Origin of the sequence: Telluria mixta (assembly GCF_029223865.1) — a bacterium.
GTDB classification, from domain to species: Bacteria; Pseudomonadota; Gammaproteobacteria; order Burkholderiales; family Burkholderiaceae_D; genus Telluria; species Telluria mixta.
The window spans coordinates 5,748,039-5,763,620 of sequence record NZ_CP119520.1; the positions used below are offsets into that span (position 1 = coordinate 5,748,039).

A 15,582-nucleotide genomic window follows, 5' to 3' on the forward strand; every position below is an offset into this window, starting at 1 on the left:
CAGTGTCACGGGCGGGCGCCGGTTACCGGAGTGATCCCTTCGCAGCCGAACTGCCGCTCATGCTGATCACCCCCGCGCTGTTCGCAGCGAACCTCGTCGTCGCCCGCTGGGCGCAGGGCGCGGGGATTCCGCCCGTCTTCCTCGCCTTCGGGCGCTGGATGCTGGCGTTCCTGATCCTGCTGCCGTCGTGCGGACCGCGCCTGTGGGCGCTGCGCGGGACGCTGCGCGCCAACTGGCAGCGCATCCTGCTGCTGGCCGGCCTCGGCATGGGCCTGTCCGTCGCCCCGCAATACGTGGGCGCGCGCCACACGAGCGCGGCCAACGTGGGCATCATCTTCGCCGCCTGCCCGGCACTCGTGTCCCTGATCGAAACGCTCGTGTGGAAGGCGCCGCTGTCGCGCCGCCAGGCGGGCGGCATGTTCCTGGCGATTTTCGGCGTGCTCGTCGTGCTGTCGAAGGGCGACGTGACCGCGCTCGGCCAGCTGGAATTCGGCGGCGGCGACCTGTGGGTCGTACTGGCCGCATGCGGCTGGTCGTTGTATACCGTCTTCAACAAGCGCCTGCCGCTGCCGCCGCTGCCGTCCACGGTGAAGCTGGCGGCGCTGATCGGTGGCGGCGCGCTCGTGCTGGCACCGTTCGCCGCGTTCGAAGCGGCCAGCGGCACCGTCGCCGACTTCGCCGACGGCCGCCTGTACGCGGCGCTCGCGTTCCTTGCCGTCGTGCCGAGCCTCGGCGCGTACTTCTTCTTCGACCGCCTCGTGGTGGCCGCCGGCCCGGCACGCGCGAGCCTGACCGTGTACCTGATCCCGCTGTTCGCGACCCTGGCGGCGTGGCCCATGCTGAAGGAGCCGCCGCACCTGTATCATGCGGCCGGTTTCGCCGTCATCCTGGCCGGCGTCGCCGTCGCCAGCATGCGCCGCCCGGTTCAAAGCCCTCGTTAATACGCCGTCTGGGTGTAGGGCCGGTTCGCCGGCGCCTTGCCCCAGTCCTTGTCGGGTGCCGCCTGCATCCGGAACACGAGCTCCCCGCCCGCCACGATCTCTTCGTGCCGCAGCACGCTGCGCGCCAGCGGCTTGCCGTTCAACGTCACGCTGCCCACGTACGGGTGCGCATCCGACAGGCCTTCGGTGCGGATCGTGAAACGCTTCCCGTTCGGCAGGTTCAACGTCGCGCGCCCAACGAACGGCCGCCCGATCGCGTACTCGTTGCTGCCAGGGGCGACGGGATAAAAGCCCAGCGCCGTGAACGCGAGCCAGGCCGACATCTGGCCCAGGTCGTCGTTGCCCGCGAGGCCGTCCGGCGTGTCGTTGTACTGGCTCTTCACGATGTGCGCCAGGCGCGCCTGCGTCTTCCACGGCGCGCCGGCGTAGTTGTACAGGTAGGCGACGTGGTGCGAGGGTTCGTTGCCGTGGGCGTAGTGCCCGATCAGGCCCGAGATGTCTTCCATGTGCGCATAGACCGCCGGATCGATCTTCGCGTCGAACACCTGGTCGATCTTGTTGATCAGCCCCGCGTCGCCACCCAGCATCTTCACAAGGCCCGCGTTATCGTGCGGCATATACCAGGAATACTGCCACGCGCTGCCTTCCGTGTAATCGCTGCCGAAGTTCGAACGCACGGGATCGAACGGCGTGCGGAACTGGCCATCCGACTTCTTCGCCCGCACGAAGCCCGTCTCCGGGTCGAACACGTTGCGCCAGTTCTGTGCGCGCTTGTAATAACGGTCGGCCACGTCGCGCCGGCCCATCTTGTCGGCCATGCGCGCGATGGTCCAGTCGTCGAACGCATATTCCACCGTCTTCGATGCCGCTTCAGGTTCCAGGTCGATCGGTACGTAGCCCAGCTTCATGTAGTGTTGCAGGCCGCCGTACGGACCGTACTCCGCGCTGGCCGTCATCGCGCGCAGCGCCTCGTCGGCGTCGAAACCCTTCAGGCCTTTCATGTACGCGTCGGCGATGACGGGCACGGCGTGGTAGCCGATCATGCACCACGTCTCCAGGCCGGCGAACTGCCAGACGGGCAGGATGCCGTACGGGCTGGCCTTCTGCGATTCGATCAGCGAGCGGACGAAGTCGACGTTGCGCTTCTCCGGCTGGATCAGCGTCAGCAGCGGGTGCAGGGCGCGGTGCGTGTCCCACAGCGAGAACGTGGAGTGGAAGCGGAAGCCTTGCGCCTGGTGCACCTGGTTGTCCGGGCCGCGGTATTTGCCGTCCGCGTCCATGAACAGGCTGGGGGCCAGCAGCGCGTGGTACAGGCTCGTATAGGCCATGCGCTTCATCGGCGGCGGAGCGTCGATGTCGACGGCCGCAAGCGCCTCTTCCCACGCGTCGTGCGCGCGCCGGCGCTCGGCATCGAAGTCCCAGCCGGGCATCTCGTCGAGGTTGGCGAGCGCGCCGTCCTCGCTGACGCCGGACACGGCCACCTTCACGAGCACCGTGCCGTCGGCGGGCGTGCCGAAGCCGAACGTGCCTTCCAATGCCTTGCCTTCGACGAGGACCTTGTCGGCAGGCGTCTTGCCGGGCGCCGCGAAGCCCTTGTATTCGACGCCTTCCTCGCGGTTCAGCAGCTGGTGCGCGACGATCGGGCGCGAGAAGCGGATCGCGAAATACAGCTGGCGGCCGGGCGCCCAGCCGCGCGTTTCGCGCATGCCCGTCACCGTGTCGGTGCCGCGCAGCCGCAGGCGCGACCACAGGTTCTTGCCGGACCAGTCGTAGATGCTGGCGCGCAGATCGAGGATCACATTGGCCTCCGCGCCGGGCTTGAAGCGGTAGCGGTGCAGGCCCACGCGCGCGCTCGCGGTCAGCTCCACGTCGACGTCGTTGTCCAGCAGTTTTACCGCGTAATAGCCCGGCTCCGCGCGCTCGTCCTTGTGCGAAAAGCGCGAGCGGTAGCCGCTGAACGGGCGCTCGGGATAGCCGGGTTCCAGTTTCACCTCGCCCGCAGTCGGCATCAACAGCACGTCGCCCAGGTCCGAGTGGCCCGCACCGGAAAAATGCGTGTGCGAGAAGCCGAGGATGGAATCGTCGTCGTAGCGGTAGCCGGCCGCCCACGGATAGCTCTGGCGGAAGTGGCGCACCTGCGTGTCGGGACTGAGCTGCACCATGCCGAACGGCCTGGCCGCGCCGGGAAAGGTGTGGCCGTCGCCGCCGGTGCCGATGAAGACGTCGACGTTGTCCGTGCGGTTGGCCGCGTGGCTGTTACTGCCGGCGCAGAGGAGGGCGATGGCGAAGTGAAGGGCGGCGCGGCGCATAGGATCTCCAGAGCTGTCGAACCTGCAACATAACGCAGAATGTAACGGTTGTGTTCAGTTGCGGCATAATGTCCGCCGCCGTTCACCACGAGGAGACCGCATGATCGATCCGTCCCGCCGCACCGTCCTGCTTGCCGCCCTGGCCTTGCCCGCGCTGGGCCTGACCGGCACCGCTCACGCCGCCGCTCCGGCTTTCGCCGACCTCGAACGCCGCGCCGGCGGCCGCCTCGGTGTCGCCGCGTGGCGCCGCGGCGGATCTCAGGTGCTCGCATGGCGCGGCGACGAGCGCTTCCCGTTCTGCAGCACGGCCAAGGTGATGGTCGTCGGCACCGTGCTGACGCAGGCGTCGCGCACGCCGGGCCTGCTCGACGAGCGCGTGCGCTACAGGAAGGCGGACCTGGTGTCGTGGTCCCCCGTGACGGAACAACACGTCGACGGCGGCATGACGATCGCGGACCTGTGCGCCGCCACGCTGCAGGTCAGCGACAACAGCGCGTGCAACCTGCTGCTCGACCGGATCGGCGGTCCGGCTGCCGTCACGGCGTTCGCGCGCCGCATCGGCGACACGGCATTCCGTCTCGACCGCCGCGAGACCGAACTGAATTCGGCGCTGCCCGGCGACCCGCGCGACACGACGACGCCGCGCGCGATGGCGAACAGCCTGGAAGCGCTGCTGCTCGAGGAAGCGCTGGCACCCGAGGCGCGGCGCGGCCTGCTCGACTGGATGCTCGCGAACACGACGGGGAAGGAGCGCATCCAGGCAGGCTTTCCGGCCGATTGGCGCGTGGCCGACAAGACCGGGACGGGCGCCTGGGGCACGACCAACGACGTGGGCATCGTGTTCCCGCCGCAGGGCCAGCCCGTGATCGTGGCGATCTACTACACGGGATCCTCGCCCGACGCGAAGAGCGACAGCAAGGTCGTCGCCGACGCCGCGGCGATCGTCGCGCGGGCGCTGGGGACCGCCTGATGCAGCCGGGACTCATGGCGGAGGCCGACCTGGACGCCGTGCTGGCCGTGCAGGCCGCGTGCTATCCGCCCGCGATGCAGGAAGCCGCGGACGTCGTGCGGGCGCGCCTGCGCGCGAGCCCGGACACGGTGCTGGTCGCGCGCGACGCCGACGGCGTCTGCGCCTACCTGTTCGCGTACCCGTCGCGGCTCGGCAAGGTGACGCCCCTCGGCGGCGCGTTCTCGGTGCCGGAGAGTCCGGACACGCTGTACCTGCACGACGTCGCCGTGGCGCCGCGGGTGGCCGGGCAGGGCGTCGCGCGCCGCCTCGTGGACGCGATGCTGGCGCGGGCCGCCGGCTTGCGCCACTCCGCGCTCGTGTCCGTGCAGGATACGCGCCGCTTCTGGGAAAGCCTGGGCTATCTGCCCGCGGCGGGGGACGCGGCGGCACTGGCCACGTATCCGGCCGGCGCGCTGTACATGACGAAGCGCCTGTCAGCGCAGGCCTGAGCGGCGCGCGGCCACGTGCAGCGTGGCGCGCGCGGCGCGTCCGCGGGCACGCACCTCGGCCGGCTGGGCCGCCACGGTGAGGGCGAGCTCGCCGGAGAGGCGGTGCAGGTCCAGCACGTCGACCAGCGCGGACAGCACCTGGCGCCCGAGCATGTGGTCGCCCCGCTCGACGTCCGGCAGCACGCGGTGCAGGGCGGACAGCACGACGGCGTTTTCCTCGCGGTGCTCGTGCAGGTGCGCATAGCCCAGCGTTTCCATGATCAGTTCTTCGTGGCGGAAGGCCGCCTCGACGGCCGCGACGAGCGCCGCGAAGCCGTGCCCGACCATGTCGTCCGGGCCGGACACGATCTCCCCGATGCGCCGGCACAGCATCTTGCGGCCATGCCGCAGCGCAGCGCAGATGGCGCGCGGACGGCTGGGACTGGCACGGGTCGCCGGCATGTTGCCTCCTCAAGTCGGAATTTTCTTAGACTTCCAGTAGCACGAAAAATTCCCTGTGGTTTGATATCTCGCAACGTAGCAATGTTGTGTTCGGTTAGCCTGATTGAGGGAATACATATCGAAGGCGGAAAATGAGCGGAGTACAAGTCGAACGAGAGCATGGCGGTCGCTGATGGGGGCACGCATACTATTGATTCAGGGTCATCCCGACTGCCATCGCCCGCACCTGTGCCATGCGCTGGCCCAGGCGTACGTGGACGGCGCAAGCGCGGCGGGGCATGACGTCGAGGTCGTCGAACCGGCCCGTTTGAGCTTTCCGCTGCTGACCAGCCCGTCCGAATGGTGGCACGGCTCGGCGCCGCCGCAGCTCGCGGCCGTGCAGGAGGCGATCCAGCACGCGGACCACCTGGTCTTCGTGTACCCGCTGTGGATGGGCGACATGCCCGCGCTGATGCGCGGCTTCATGGAACACGTCACGCGGCCCGGCGTCTTCATGGACGACCCGCGCCGGCCGTTCGGCGCCGGCCTGCTGGGCGGCCGCAGCGCGCGGCTCGTCGTCAGCATGGGCATGCCGGCGGCCCTCTACCGGTGGGGTTACGGCGGCTACGGCGTCAAGATGATGCGGCGGCAGATCCTCGGCAGGGCCGGCATCCGGCCCGTGCGCACGACGCTGATCGGGCGGGCGCATTCCCTGTCGGCCGAGCGCATCGACACGTGGCGCGATCACCTGCGGCGGCTGGGTGGCTCGGCGGCCTGACGAGGGCAGCAACCGATTTGCGTGTTTTGTGCGACATCCGGGATGCGTCAGGCGTGCTCCGCTTGACGCTCTCCTCTGGAGGCGGCAAAGTTGCGGTGGGGCAGCATTTAACATTGCTGCTCACTTTTGCCACTTTTTCCTGCTCAGATGCCTGTCGCTGCCCAGCTACCTCCATCGCCTCCCTCCGTTTCCGCCCCGGCCCAGCCGGCCGCAACGCCTTCCTTCGATGACGCCTACGCCCGGGCGCGCGCCCTCGCCAACGACGGCCAGCCCGAGCTGGCGCTGGCCGCCTACGACGCGCTGCTGGCCCGCTCGCCGGGCAACGTCGACGTGCTGCTCGGCCGTGGCATTGTCTACGCGCGGCTGGGACGGTGGCAGGAGGCCGAGCGCGACCTGCGCGCCGCGGCGGCAGCCTCGCCGACCTATGCGGACGTGTGGTCCGCGCTCGGCAACACCTACGCCTGGAGCGACCAGCCCGACCAGGCAGTCGATGCCTACACGCGCCTTATCGCGCTGCAGCCGGATGACGCCGCCTCGTACGTGGCGCGCGGCCGCGCCCTGCGTGCGCTGGGCCGGAATGCCGAGGCGCGGGCGGACCTGGACAAGGCGACAGCGCTGGGCGCCAGCGGCGATGCGTTCGACGCGCTGGCTGCCGCCCTGCAGCCCCGCGCCGGCAACCCGGACGCGACAATCGCGGCCGGCTACACGTGGGCCGCGAGCCTGTCGTCGAGCTGGACGGACGTCGGCGCCGGCCCGCGCTGGAACGACCAGACCGCCAGCATCCGCCATTACACGAAGCGCGGTTCGCTCGCGTTCGAGACGCTGCGCGCGCACCGCTTCGGGCGGCACGACTACGCGTGGGCGCTGGACGGCTACGCGAACCTGTGGTCCGGCGCGTATGCCAACCTGCGCTACCAGCGCGGCGCGGCAGCCCGCCTGTTCCCCGCCAACTCGGGGCGCGCGGAGCTGTATCAATCGCTCGGCAACGGCTGGGAAGCGTCGGTCAGCGACGACGTCCTCGGCTTCGCGTCGCGCGTGAACATCTACGGCGTCGGCATCGCGAAGTACACGGGCGACTGGTACGTCCAGCTGCGCCACCAGAACATCGTCTCGGCCGGGTCGCACGGCACCGGCGAACGCCTGCTGGCACGCTGGTATTACGCGGGCGACGCCGATACCTATGCCGAGGTGACCGTCAACAGCGGCCGCAGCGACGATCCCCTGAGCCTCGTCGGCGGCCAGGGCCGCTCCGGCGGCGGCAGCGCGACCTGGGTGCGCTACTGGACGCCGAACTGGGGCACCCGCGTGGGCGCCAGTTTTTCGCGCGCCAGCGGTGCCGACAACCAGCGCGGCCTGACATTCTCCCTGTACCGCCGATGGTAAGCGCGACGCAACCCGCCCGCCGGCACGACGATCCGCCGCCCAGCTTCGCCGGCAAGCTGCTCGCCCGCGTCAAGGGCGCACTCGCGACGGCGTTCGAGACCCTGCCCGCGCTGGTGGCCGGGTGGCTCGTGCTGCGCATCGCGGAAACCATTCACGCCGGCGCCGGCGGCATCAAGGTGTCCGTGCTGGTCGGCCCCGCGCTGGCGAACGATCTGCTGGCGCTCGCGCGCTACGGGTTTGTCTTCCTGCTGGGCGCCGTGCCGCTCGCGCTGCTGCCGCGCCGGCGCTGGCGCGTGGTCGCGCTCGGCGTGCTGTGGGGCGTGCTGCTGGCCGTGCAGGCCGGTCTGCTGCAATACCACTGGACGGCCGGCGTGCCGCTCGGTGCCGACCTGTTCGGCTATTCGCGCGCGGAGATCGCGACGACGGTGGGCGTCCGCGCGCAGCCCGGTAGCGGCCTCGCGCTGGCATACGTGCTCGCGCTGGCGGCGCTGGCCGGGGTTCTCGTCGCGAGCTTTCGGCCATGGTGGCCCCGTGCGCGGGCGCGTGCGGCACTCGTGGCGGCGCTGCTCAGCCTTGTCGCGTACACGCTGCTGCCCGACCACTTCGCGCCGCCGGGCGCCGACACGGAAGCGGGCGTCGACTACCTGCGCAACAAGATGGCGTATTTCGCCGACCGCAGCATCGCCCACGTGGCCGGCGAGCGCGGCACCGGTACGCACGAGCAGGCAAAAGGCCTGCCGTGGACCGGCAAGGATCCCCGCTATCCGTTCGCCCACGCCGAACGCACGCCGGACACGCTCGGCCCGCTGTTCGACACGAAGCCGGGCACGCCGCCGAACATCGTCTTCATCATCGTCGAGGGCCTCGGACGCAGCTTTTCCGGGCCGGGCGCCCGCTTCGGCAGTTTTACGCCATTCCTCGACGAGCTGGCCGGCCGCAGCCTGTATTTCGAAAACTTCCTGGCGGGCCAGGGCCGTACCTTCGGCGTGCTGCCGACCGTGTTCGGTTCGCTGCCATTTGGCGACAACGGCATGTCCGCGCTGGGCGAGCGCATGCCGCGCCATGCGTCGCTGCTGTCTATCCTGAAAGGCCAGGGCTACCGCCTGGCCTACTACAGCGGCTCGAACCTCGAGTTCGACAACCAGGGCCTGTTCCTGCGCGGCGAAGGCGTCGACAACTTCGTCAGCGAGACCGACTACAAGCCGCCTTACCAGCGCAGCAATTACTGGGGCTACGACGACCGCGCGCTGATGGAGACGACGATCGCGCGCCAGCGCGACGGTGAGGAGCAACCGTCCGTGCGCATCATCCAGACGACGAGCACGCACGATCCGTTCACGTTCCCGGACAAGCCGGCCTACCTGCGGAAGGTGGGTGAACGCCTGGCCGCGCTCGGGATCGCGGAAGACGCGAACCCGGCATACACGGCCCAGCGCGAGGTCTTCGCCAGCATCCTGTTCGCGGACGACGCGCTGCGCCTCTATTTCGAGCAGGCCGCCAGGCTGCCCGGCTACGACAACACGATCTTCGTCGTGACGGGCGACCACCGCCTGCCCGAGCTGCCGATGGACACGCGCATCGAGCGCTACCACGTGCCGCTGATCGTGTTTTCGCCCATGCTGAAGGCGCCGCGGTCGATCAAGGCCGTGTCGTCGCAATTCGACATCGCGCCGTCGCTGCTGGCGTTCCTCGGTCACGGCTACGGCCTGCGCACGCCGGACCAGGTGACGTGGCTCGGCACGGGCCTCGACACGGAACCCACGTTCCGCAACCTCCACGCGATTCCGCTGAAGCAGACGAAGACGGAGCTGTCCGACTTCGTGTCCGGCGCCGTATACCTGGCGCAGGGCCGGCTGTTCGCGCTGGCCGACGGCATGCGCCTCGACCGCGCGACGGACGAGGGCGCGCTCGCGCGGGCCCGCGCCCAGTTCGACGCCTTCCTGAACGCGAACCGCCAGGTCGGCGCCGCCGCGGCCTTGGTGCCCGGGACACCCGCGCTGGCGGACTGGCACGACGACGGCCGCAGGCTGCGCAGTGTGGACCTCGCGTCGGAAGCGGGCCAGGTCAGCGTGAATCACGTACGCCGCGGCGCCGACGGCAGCATCGAGGCGACCATCGTCAACCAGGGCACGACGGCATCGAGCCCGTTCGTACCGCTGCTCGTCATCAGCGACGCGGGCGGCCTGGAACTCGGAGAAACGGCCGGCGAGATCCAGACCCTCGCCCCTGGCGCGTCGGTGACGGTGGCCTTGAAGGCGAAGCTGGGCCGTCTCCCGCACGGCAAGTATTTCGTCTCGATGATCCCGTCGCACCCGGAGACAGGCCGCTCGATCGGCATCGGCCAGTACCACGTGGAGATGCCGCTGTGACGGCGCGCCGCTGGCTCGCCGCGCTGCTGCTGACGGCGTCGACCCTCGTGCACGCGGGTGATACGCGGCCCGGTCCGCGCGCGATCTGGATCTGGGAAGGCGAGTCGTACGCCATGCTGGAAGACGATGCGGCTGCGCGCACCGCCATCGCCTTCCTGAAGGACAAGGCGATCGGCACTGCCTACGTGTATGCCGACGCGTACGAAGGCCGCAACCTGATCGCGACGCAGCCGGGGCGCTACCGGACGCTCGTCCGGCGCATGCACGCGGCGGGGCTGAAGGTGCAGGCGCTGCTGGGTTCCGGCTATCTGCACACGGAACGCTACCTGCTGCCGGAACACCGTCGCGCCGCGCAGGCGATGCTGCAGCGGGTACTGGACTACAACGCGGCCGCTGCGCCCGACGAGCGCTTCGACGGCATCAGCCTCGACATCGAGCCGCACATCCTCGACGCCTGGGCGACCAGCAAGATGGAATTGCTGGGCGATTTCCTCGACATGTCGGACGCGCTGGTGCGCCAGAAGAATGCGGTGGCGCCGGGCTTGCCGATGGGGCCCGCGATCCCGTTCTGGTACGACGGCATCCAGGTCGAGTGGAAGGGCCGGCGCAGGCCGATGAACGAGCACGTGCAGGACCTGTACGACACCGTGGCGCTGATGGATTACCGCGACCATGCCGAAGGCGGCGACGGCATCGTCAGCCATGCGCGCGACGAACTGGATTACGCCGCCAGGATCGGCAAGCCCGTCGTCATCGGCGTGGAGACGATGCCCAACGCCATCCGCAAGGTGTCGTTCCACCACCTGCGCGAAGGGGACATGGAACGCGAACTCGCGGAAACGGCGCGCGCCGTCGCCGGTTTGCCGGGCTTCGGCGGCTTCGCCATCCACCACTACGCGGCATACCGGCGCTGGCTCGGCGCCGACTAGCGGACCACCAGCACGGGAATGTCGCAGTGGATCAGCACCCGCTGCGTCTCGCTGCCCAGCAGCCGCGCGGCCATCCCGTGGCGACCGTGCGATGCCATCACGATCACGTCGCAGCCATGTGCGCGCGCCGCCGCGACGATGCCTTCCCACGGCGGACCGGGCGGCGCCAGCACTGTCTCGCACGGCACACCCGCCTCGGTGGCGCGCCGCACGACGTAATCGAGCGCCTCGCGGCCGAGGCGGTCCGCCTCGCCGCGCCAGGCATCGTAGAACGGGCCGCCGATGTCGCCCGTGGCGAGCAGCGGCGATTCGCCGGCCACGTGCACGCCGACGATCGTCCCGCCGCCCAGTTTCGCCAGGCCCAGCGCGGACCCGAGGGCGGCCGCGGCCCGTTCGGTGCCGTCGACAGGGACGAGAATGCGCTTGTACACGGTCACTTCCTCTCTGCGGCGCGTGGGCGCATCACCATCACGGGCACGTGCGCTTCGGCCAGCACTTTCTGCGTGACGCTGCCGGCCAGCAGCCGCGACAGCCCGCGCCGGCCGTGCGAGCCCATGAAGATCAGGTCGCAGGCGTGGCTGTCGGCCGTCGCGAGGATGGCGTCGGCCGGCGAGTAATCGAGCACGGCCAGCGAGGTGCAGCGCACGCCGGCCGCCTCGGCGGCATTGGCCACGTTGCGCGCATGTTCCTTGGCGGCGGAGAGCAGGACGGCGTCGTCGAGGCCGGGATCGATTGCCATCGCGGCCTCCGCCGAGGCGATGGGCGGTTGCGGCTGGCCGACGGCGAGGACGACGACTTCGCTGCCGTGGGCGCGCGCGAAGGCAATGGCGGCCTGCTCGGCGGCGGCGGAGACGTCGGAACCGTCCGTGGGGACGAGGATACGGTCATACATGATGATTCCTCCTGAGAGTCCGGTGGGGACAGTCTCAGGATGGCGAATCTATCAAGCAGTTTCTTTGATATATATCAAATGGTCCGGAAGCTGCCTTCGGCCACAATGCGCCTGCCGCCACCGACGGCAAAGCTGCCGGCCGCGAGGTCGGCACCGAGCACCAGTTCGCTGCCGAGCGCGGCCGGCGCGCGGAAACGGCCTTCCAGCGCGAGGATGCGCCGGCCGCAGGCTTGCTCCAGTTCGGCGCAAGCGCGCGCCAGCGTGTGCATGCCGTGGACGATCGGCCGCTTCATGCCCATCAGGCGCGCGCTCCACGTCCACAGGTGGATCGGGTTCCAGTCGCCGGAGATCCGGGCGTAGGCGCGCCCGGTATTGCGCGGCAGGCGCCAGCCCGCGAGCACGGGCAGGTCGCGCGCGTCCTGGCGGCGCTTCCTGCCGGACTCGCCGCGCACGACGAGGTAGGTACTGCGGCAGGTGAAGATGTCGGTGCCCTGCTGGCGCGCGACGGTGTCCAGTTCCGCGTACACGGCGCCGTTCTCGGCCGGCGGCCGGATGTTCACGGTGGTCGACAGCACGAGCGGCACGCCGCGGCGCGGTTCGGCCAGCGCGCGCAGTGCGTTTTCCGTGTGCACGGTGCCGGGCAGCCGGAACGGGAAGGCGTCGTCGAGCATCGTCGCGACGTGGGCGCGCTGGGCCAGCAGGTAGTAATAGGTAACGGGAATGCCTTCGTCGCGGAAGCCGAGCGCCTGGCGGTAGCGCCGCAGCTGGTTGGAGTCGATGCTGTCGAGCACGTACGCAGTGCGCGGTGTGCGGACGCCGTTCAGGCGGCGCGGGCGTTTGACAAGGGCGCGCAGCAGGGTGGCGGCACCCAATGAGGGGAGCGGTGACGGAGAGTCGGCTGTCATCGTGAACTTCGGAAAACCAAAATCCCATTGTGCCTGAAATTCCGGCTTCCCTTGCAAGACTTGTGAAATCCGCTCATCCGCGTTACCCTATCGATTTGGTATAAAGAATCACAGTTTTAGATGAGGATGGAATGAAGAAGCAAGCGTTGTTGGTGTTGGCACTGTCCGCGGCGGGTCTCGCGACGGCCCAGGAGACCGTGAAGATCGGCCACGTGGCCTCGATGACGGGACCGGTGGCCCATTTCGGCAAGGACAGCGAAAACGGCGTGCGCATGGCGATCGACGCGCTGAACGCGCGCGGCGCCACGATCGGCGGCAAGAAGGTGAAATGGGTGCTCGTGCCGGAAGACGATGCGGGCGATCCGAAGGCGGCGACCACCGCCGCGCAAAAGCTGGCGGATGCGAAAGTGAACGCCGTGATCGGCCACGAGACGTCGGGCACGACGATCCCTGCCGCGAAGATCTACAACGACGCCGGCATCCCGCAGATTTCGCCGTCGGCCACGAATCCGAAGTACACGCAGCTGGGCTACAACACGGCGTTCCGCGTCGTCGCGAACGACATCCAGCTGGGGCGCGCGCTGGGCCGCTATGCCGTCAAGACGATGGGCGCGAAGCGCATCGCCGTCATCGACGACCGCACGGCCTACGGCCAGGGTCTCGTCACGGAATTCGCGAACAGCCTGCGCCAGCAGGGCGTGAACCCGGTCGCGCGCGAATTCACGAACGACAAGGCGACGGACTTCGCCGCCATCCTGACGCGCATCCGCGCCAGCAACCCGGACCTCGTGTTCTTCGGCGGCATGAACGCCGTCGCGGGCCCGATGCTGCGCCAGATGAAGCAGCTGGGCATCAACGCGAAGATGATGGGCGGCGACGGCATCTGCTCGGACGCCATGCAGCCGCTGTCGGGCAATACGATGACGGATGGGCAGGTCGTGTGCGCCGAAGCGGGCGGCGTGGAAGAGAAGGGCAAGGCCGGCATGGACAAGTTCCGCGCCGACTACAAGAAACGCTTCGGGATCGACGTGCAGATCATCGCGCCGTATTCGTACGACGCCGTACTGGCCATCGCCTCGGCAATGGACAAGGCCGGCTCCAGCGCGCCGGCGAAATACCTGCCTGAGCTGGCGAAGGTCCGCTATCCCGGCGTCACCGGCACCATCGCGTTCGACGCCCACGGCGACATCCGCGACGGCGTGCTGACCCTGTACACCTTCAAGGGCGGCCACCGCACGCCGATCGGGGTCACGAAGTAACGTCTGCCTTCTCGGGCGCCCGCATCAGCTCGTCCACGAGGTGGCGGGTCGCCTGCAGCACCTGTTCCGACACGGCCGGATTACCCTTCGCCGCGCCGCGCGCCACGGCGAGGCTTCCGATCATCGTGGACACGACGACCATCGCGCGGGCGAGGGCGTCGCTGCCCGGTTCGTTCTGCGCGATCTGGCGCTCGAACGCGCGCACCATCACCATATAGCCCTCGGCGAAGCGGGCGCTGATCGCCTTGTCCTGGCGCCCGATCTCGCTGGCGGACGCCGCCATCGCGCAGCGGTTGCCGATATCGTCGCGCGATTCCAGCGACAGGTAGCGGTCGAGGAAACGGGCGAGGTCGGGCATGCCGTCCACCGTGCTCGAATACATGCGCGAATTGGCCTGGTCGAGCCCATACGACAGGGCTTCCAGCGCCAACTCTTCTTTCGAACGGAAATGCGCATACAGGGCGCCGTGCGTGAGGCCGGCTTCCTTGCTGATCTCGGCGACGCCAACGCCGTCGATGCCGCGTTCGCGGAACAGTTTGCTCGCCGCGCGGATCAATGCCGCGCGGTTGTCGGCGGCCTTTTCTTTGCTGATTCTCATGCTGTGCGTGTAAAGCCTGAAGCGCGCCGGCTTGGCGGAGTGGCGCATTTTCGTATGATGAAATTATGATTGTGTCTGCGAGTATAACGCGTCGTGGGTAGGGCGCGCGTAGCGAAATTGTTGACATTGGCACGGGCCAGGGAGGATGCACCATCCTGGTGAAAAGGGGCGCGATGTTACATTATGCTCGCCACGTTCAGCCGGGCGGGCCGGTCGCGCGAATGCTGCTATCCTGCGGCTGTCCGATCCACCACCGACCCTGGAGATCCCTGGCGATGCCGGCCGAACTTCGCCCCGATGCCCCGTTCTATGTCGTACTCAACGCCGGTTCCGGCCGGGCCGAGACCGACCTGCGCTGTTCGACCATCCGCCACGTGCTGGGTGCGGCCGGGCGCACCTGTGAGCTGGAAGTCGTGCACGATGCGGCGAAGCTGGAGGACGCGGCCCGCGTGATGGCCGGGCGGGCGGCGCGCGATGGCGCCATTCTCGTCGCGGCCGGCGGCGACGGCACGCTCAACACGGTCGCGCATGCGGCGGTCGCCCATGGCTGCGTGTTCGGCGTGCTCCCGCAGGGAACCTTCAATTATTTCGGCCGCACGCACGGCATCCCGGAAGACCTGGCCGACGCCGTGCGCGCGCTGCTCCACGCGCGTGTGCGGCCCGTGCAGATCGGCCTCCTGAACGACCGCATCTTCCTCGTGAACGCGAGCGTCGGCATGTATCCGCATTTGCTGGAAGAGCGCGAGCACGACAAGCGCCAGTACGGCCGCTCGCGCGTCGTGGCCCTGCTGTCGGCTGTCAAGACGGCGCTGCGCGGCTACCGCAGCCTGCGCATCACGCTCGAACTGGATGGCAAGACGCGCCACCTGAGAACTCCCACGCTCTTCGTCGGCAACAACCGCCTGCAGATGGAACAGGTGGGCATGCACGCGCTCGACCAGGCGCTCGACGAGGGCCGGCTGGTGGCGATCGCGCCGCGCCCCGTCGGGCGCCTGCGGATGCTGGGCCTGCTCGTGCGCGGCGCGCTCGGGCGGCTGGGCGAGGCGGAAGACGTCGACGCGTTCGCATTCCGCCGCATGACGGTGCGTGCGCCGTTGCTGTCGGCGCGGCGTCGCCTGAAAACGGCGACGGACGGCGAGGTGTGCAGGATGGCGTTGCCGCTGCGGTTCGAGGCGCTGGAGGGGAGGTTGCTTCTGCTCGTGCCGGACGCAGTTTCCGCGGAGGCCTCCCGCGGCAAACTTCCCGTCGTTCCCGCGCAGGCGGGAACCTAATTTTGCGAGCGTCACGGCGGCTCAGCTGAAATTGGACCCCGGCCTTCGCCGGGGCGACGGATCAGCCGCC

15 protein-coding genes are annotated in these 15,582 nt (G+C 69.2%); 9 read left to right on the top strand and 6 right to left on the bottom strand.

The window, feature by feature from the left end:
• Positions 1 to 59 precede the first annotated feature (59 nt).
• The gene (locus P0M04_RS25310; RefSeq protein WP_259452289.1) at positions 60 to 941 is read left to right on the top strand and encodes a DMT family transporter; all 882 of its coding nucleotides are present in this window, start codon (positions 60 to 62) and stop codon (positions 939 to 941) included.
• Here P0M04_RS25310 and P0M04_RS25315 read toward each other — a convergent pair.
• Positions 938 to 3,250: a GH92 family glycosyl hydrolase gene (locus P0M04_RS25315; protein ID WP_259452290.1), complete on the bottom strand. Its 2,313-nt coding sequence runs from the start codon at positions 3,248 to 3,250 to the stop codon at positions 938 to 940. The two genes, P0M04_RS25310 and P0M04_RS25315, sit on opposite strands and share 4 nt — an antisense overlap.
• Positions 3,251 to 3,350: 100 nt before the next feature.
• On the opposite strand from P0M04_RS25315, the gene bla reads away from it, so the two are divergent.
• Positions 3,351 to 4,220 (top strand): class A beta-lactamase, encoded by an 870-nt coding sequence (gene bla / locus P0M04_RS25320; protein WP_259452291.1) that lies wholly within the window; start codon positions 3,351 to 3,353, stop codon positions 4,218 to 4,220.
• On the top strand, positions 4,220 to 4,708 hold the full coding sequence (locus P0M04_RS25325) for a GNAT family N-acetyltransferase (RefSeq protein WP_259452292.1): 489 nt from the start codon (positions 4,220 to 4,222) through the stop codon (positions 4,706 to 4,708). Before bla ends, P0M04_RS25325 begins: the two co-directional genes overlap by 1 nt.
• Here the strand turns inward: P0M04_RS25325 and P0M04_RS25330 are convergent.
• On the bottom strand, positions 4,694 to 5,149 hold the full coding sequence (locus P0M04_RS25330; RefSeq protein ID WP_259452293.1) for a hemerythrin domain-containing protein: 456 nt from the start codon (positions 5,147 to 5,149) through the stop codon (positions 4,694 to 4,696). The two genes, P0M04_RS25325 and P0M04_RS25330, sit on opposite strands and share 15 nt — an antisense overlap.
• A gap of 172 nt (positions 5,150 to 5,321) precedes the next feature.
• Here P0M04_RS25330 and P0M04_RS25335 point away from each other — a divergent pair, with 172 nt between their 5' ends.
• The 4 genes from P0M04_RS25335 (at position 5,322) to P0M04_RS25350 (ending at position 10,587) form a co-directional block, all read left to right on the top strand.
• Positions 5,322 to 5,906 carry an NAD(P)H-dependent oxidoreductase gene (locus P0M04_RS25335; RefSeq protein WP_259452294.1) on the top strand — a complete coding sequence of 195 codons (585 nt, stop codon included), beginning with the start codon at positions 5,322 to 5,324 and terminating at the stop codon, positions 5,904 to 5,906.
• A 147-nt stretch (positions 5,907 to 6,053) separates the two neighbouring features.
• Positions 6,054 to 7,289 (top strand): YaiO family outer membrane beta-barrel protein, encoded by a 1,236-nt coding sequence (locus P0M04_RS25340; protein WP_259452295.1) that lies wholly within the window; start codon positions 6,054 to 6,056, stop codon positions 7,287 to 7,289.
• Complete coding sequence (locus P0M04_RS25345; RefSeq protein ID WP_259452296.1) at positions 7,283 to 9,658, top strand: LTA synthase family protein; 2,376 nt, start codon at positions 7,283 to 7,285, stop codon at positions 9,656 to 9,658. Before P0M04_RS25340 ends, P0M04_RS25345 begins: the two co-directional genes overlap by 7 nt.
• Positions 9,655 to 10,587 (top strand): hypothetical protein, encoded by a 933-nt coding sequence (locus P0M04_RS25350; RefSeq protein WP_259452297.1) that lies wholly within the window; start codon positions 9,655 to 9,657, stop codon positions 10,585 to 10,587. The genes P0M04_RS25345 and P0M04_RS25350 overlap by 4 nt, the downstream gene beginning before the upstream one ends.
• Here the strand turns inward: P0M04_RS25350 and P0M04_RS25355 are convergent.
• From P0M04_RS25355 to P0M04_RS25365, 3 genes are all read right to left on the bottom strand, one after another.
• On the bottom strand, positions 10,584 to 11,018 hold the full coding sequence (locus P0M04_RS25355) for a universal stress protein (RefSeq protein ID WP_259452298.1): 435 nt from the start codon (positions 11,016 to 11,018) through the stop codon (positions 10,584 to 10,586). The genes P0M04_RS25350 and P0M04_RS25355 overlap by 4 nt on opposite strands.
• Before the next feature lie 2 nt (positions 11,019 to 11,020).
• Positions 11,021 to 11,479 carry a universal stress protein gene (locus P0M04_RS25360; protein ID WP_259452299.1) on the bottom strand — a complete coding sequence of 153 codons (459 nt, stop codon included), beginning with the start codon at positions 11,477 to 11,479 and terminating at the stop codon, positions 11,021 to 11,023.
• Positions 11,480 to 11,553: 74 nt separating this feature from the next.
• On the bottom strand, positions 11,554 to 12,384 hold the full coding sequence (locus P0M04_RS25365) for a MaoC family dehydratase (RefSeq protein ID WP_259452300.1): 831 nt from the start codon (positions 12,382 to 12,384) through the stop codon (positions 11,554 to 11,556).
• Between the two features lie 131 nt (positions 12,385 to 12,515).
• On the opposite strand from P0M04_RS25365, the gene P0M04_RS25370 reads away from it, so the two are divergent.
• Positions 12,516 to 13,643, top strand: a complete 1,128-nt coding sequence (locus P0M04_RS25370) for a branched-chain amino acid ABC transporter substrate-binding protein (protein ID WP_259452301.1) — start codon at positions 12,516 to 12,518, stop codon at positions 13,641 to 13,643.
• On the opposite strand, the gene P0M04_RS25375 is transcribed toward P0M04_RS25370, so the two are convergent.
• On the bottom strand, positions 13,633 to 14,241 hold the full coding sequence (locus tag P0M04_RS25375) for a TetR/AcrR family transcriptional regulator (protein WP_259452302.1): 609 nt from the start codon (positions 14,239 to 14,241) through the stop codon (positions 13,633 to 13,635). The genes P0M04_RS25370 and P0M04_RS25375 overlap by 11 nt on opposite strands.
• 275 nt (positions 14,242 to 14,516) lie before the next feature.
• On the opposite strand from P0M04_RS25375, the gene P0M04_RS25380 reads away from it, so the two are divergent.
• Positions 14,517 to 15,512 carry a diacylglycerol/lipid kinase family protein gene (locus P0M04_RS25380; protein WP_259452303.1) on the top strand — a complete coding sequence of 332 codons (996 nt, stop codon included), beginning with the start codon at positions 14,517 to 14,519 and terminating at the stop codon, positions 15,510 to 15,512.
• Positions 15,513 to 15,582: the final 70 nt, after the last annotated feature.

Bases quoted from the DNA above. Each gene is read 5' to 3' on its own strand.
- P0M04_RS25365 (WP_259452300.1), bottom strand. From the start codon at position 12,384: ATGACAGCCGACTCTCCGTCACCGCTCCCCTCATTGGGTGCCGCCACC.
- P0M04_RS25370 (WP_259452301.1), top strand. From the start codon at position 12,516: ATGAAGAAGCAAGCGTTGTTGGTGTTGGCACTGTCCGCGGCGGGTCTC.
- P0M04_RS25345 (WP_259452296.1), top strand. From the start codon at position 7,283: ATGGTAAGCGCGACGCAACCCGCCCGCCGGCACGACGATCCGCCGCCC.
- P0M04_RS25340 (WP_259452295.1), top strand. From the start codon at position 6,054: ATGCCTGTCGCTGCCCAGCTACCTCCATCGCCTCCCTCCGTTTCCGCC.
- P0M04_RS25325 (WP_259452292.1), top strand. From the start codon at position 4,220: ATGCAGCCGGGACTCATGGCGGAGGCCGACCTGGACGCCGTGCTGGCC.
- P0M04_RS25380 (WP_259452303.1), top strand. From the start codon at position 14,517: ATGCCGGCCGAACTTCGCCCCGATGCCCCGTTCTATGTCGTACTCAAC.
- P0M04_RS25330 (WP_259452293.1), bottom strand. From the start codon at position 5,149: ATGCCGGCGACCCGTGCCAGTCCCAGCCGTCCGCGCGCCATCTGCGCT.
- P0M04_RS25360 (WP_259452299.1), bottom strand. From the start codon at position 11,479: ATGTATGACCGTATCCTCGTCCCCACGGACGGTTCCGACGTCTCCGCC.
- P0M04_RS25315 (WP_259452290.1), bottom strand. From the start codon at position 3,250: ATGCGCCGCGCCGCCCTTCACTTCGCCATCGCCCTCCTCTGCGCCGGC.
- P0M04_RS25310 (WP_259452289.1), top strand. From the start codon at position 60: ATGCTGATCACCCCCGCGCTGTTCGCAGCGAACCTCGTCGTCGCCCGC.
- P0M04_RS25375 (WP_259452302.1), bottom strand. From the start codon at position 14,241: ATGAGAATCAGCAAAGAAAAGGCCGCCGACAACCGCGCGGCATTGATC.
- bla (WP_259452291.1), top strand. From the start codon at position 3,351: ATGATCGATCCGTCCCGCCGCACCGTCCTGCTTGCCGCCCTGGCCTTG.
- P0M04_RS25335 (WP_259452294.1), top strand. From the start codon at position 5,322: ATGGGGGCACGCATACTATTGATTCAGGGTCATCCCGACTGCCATCGC.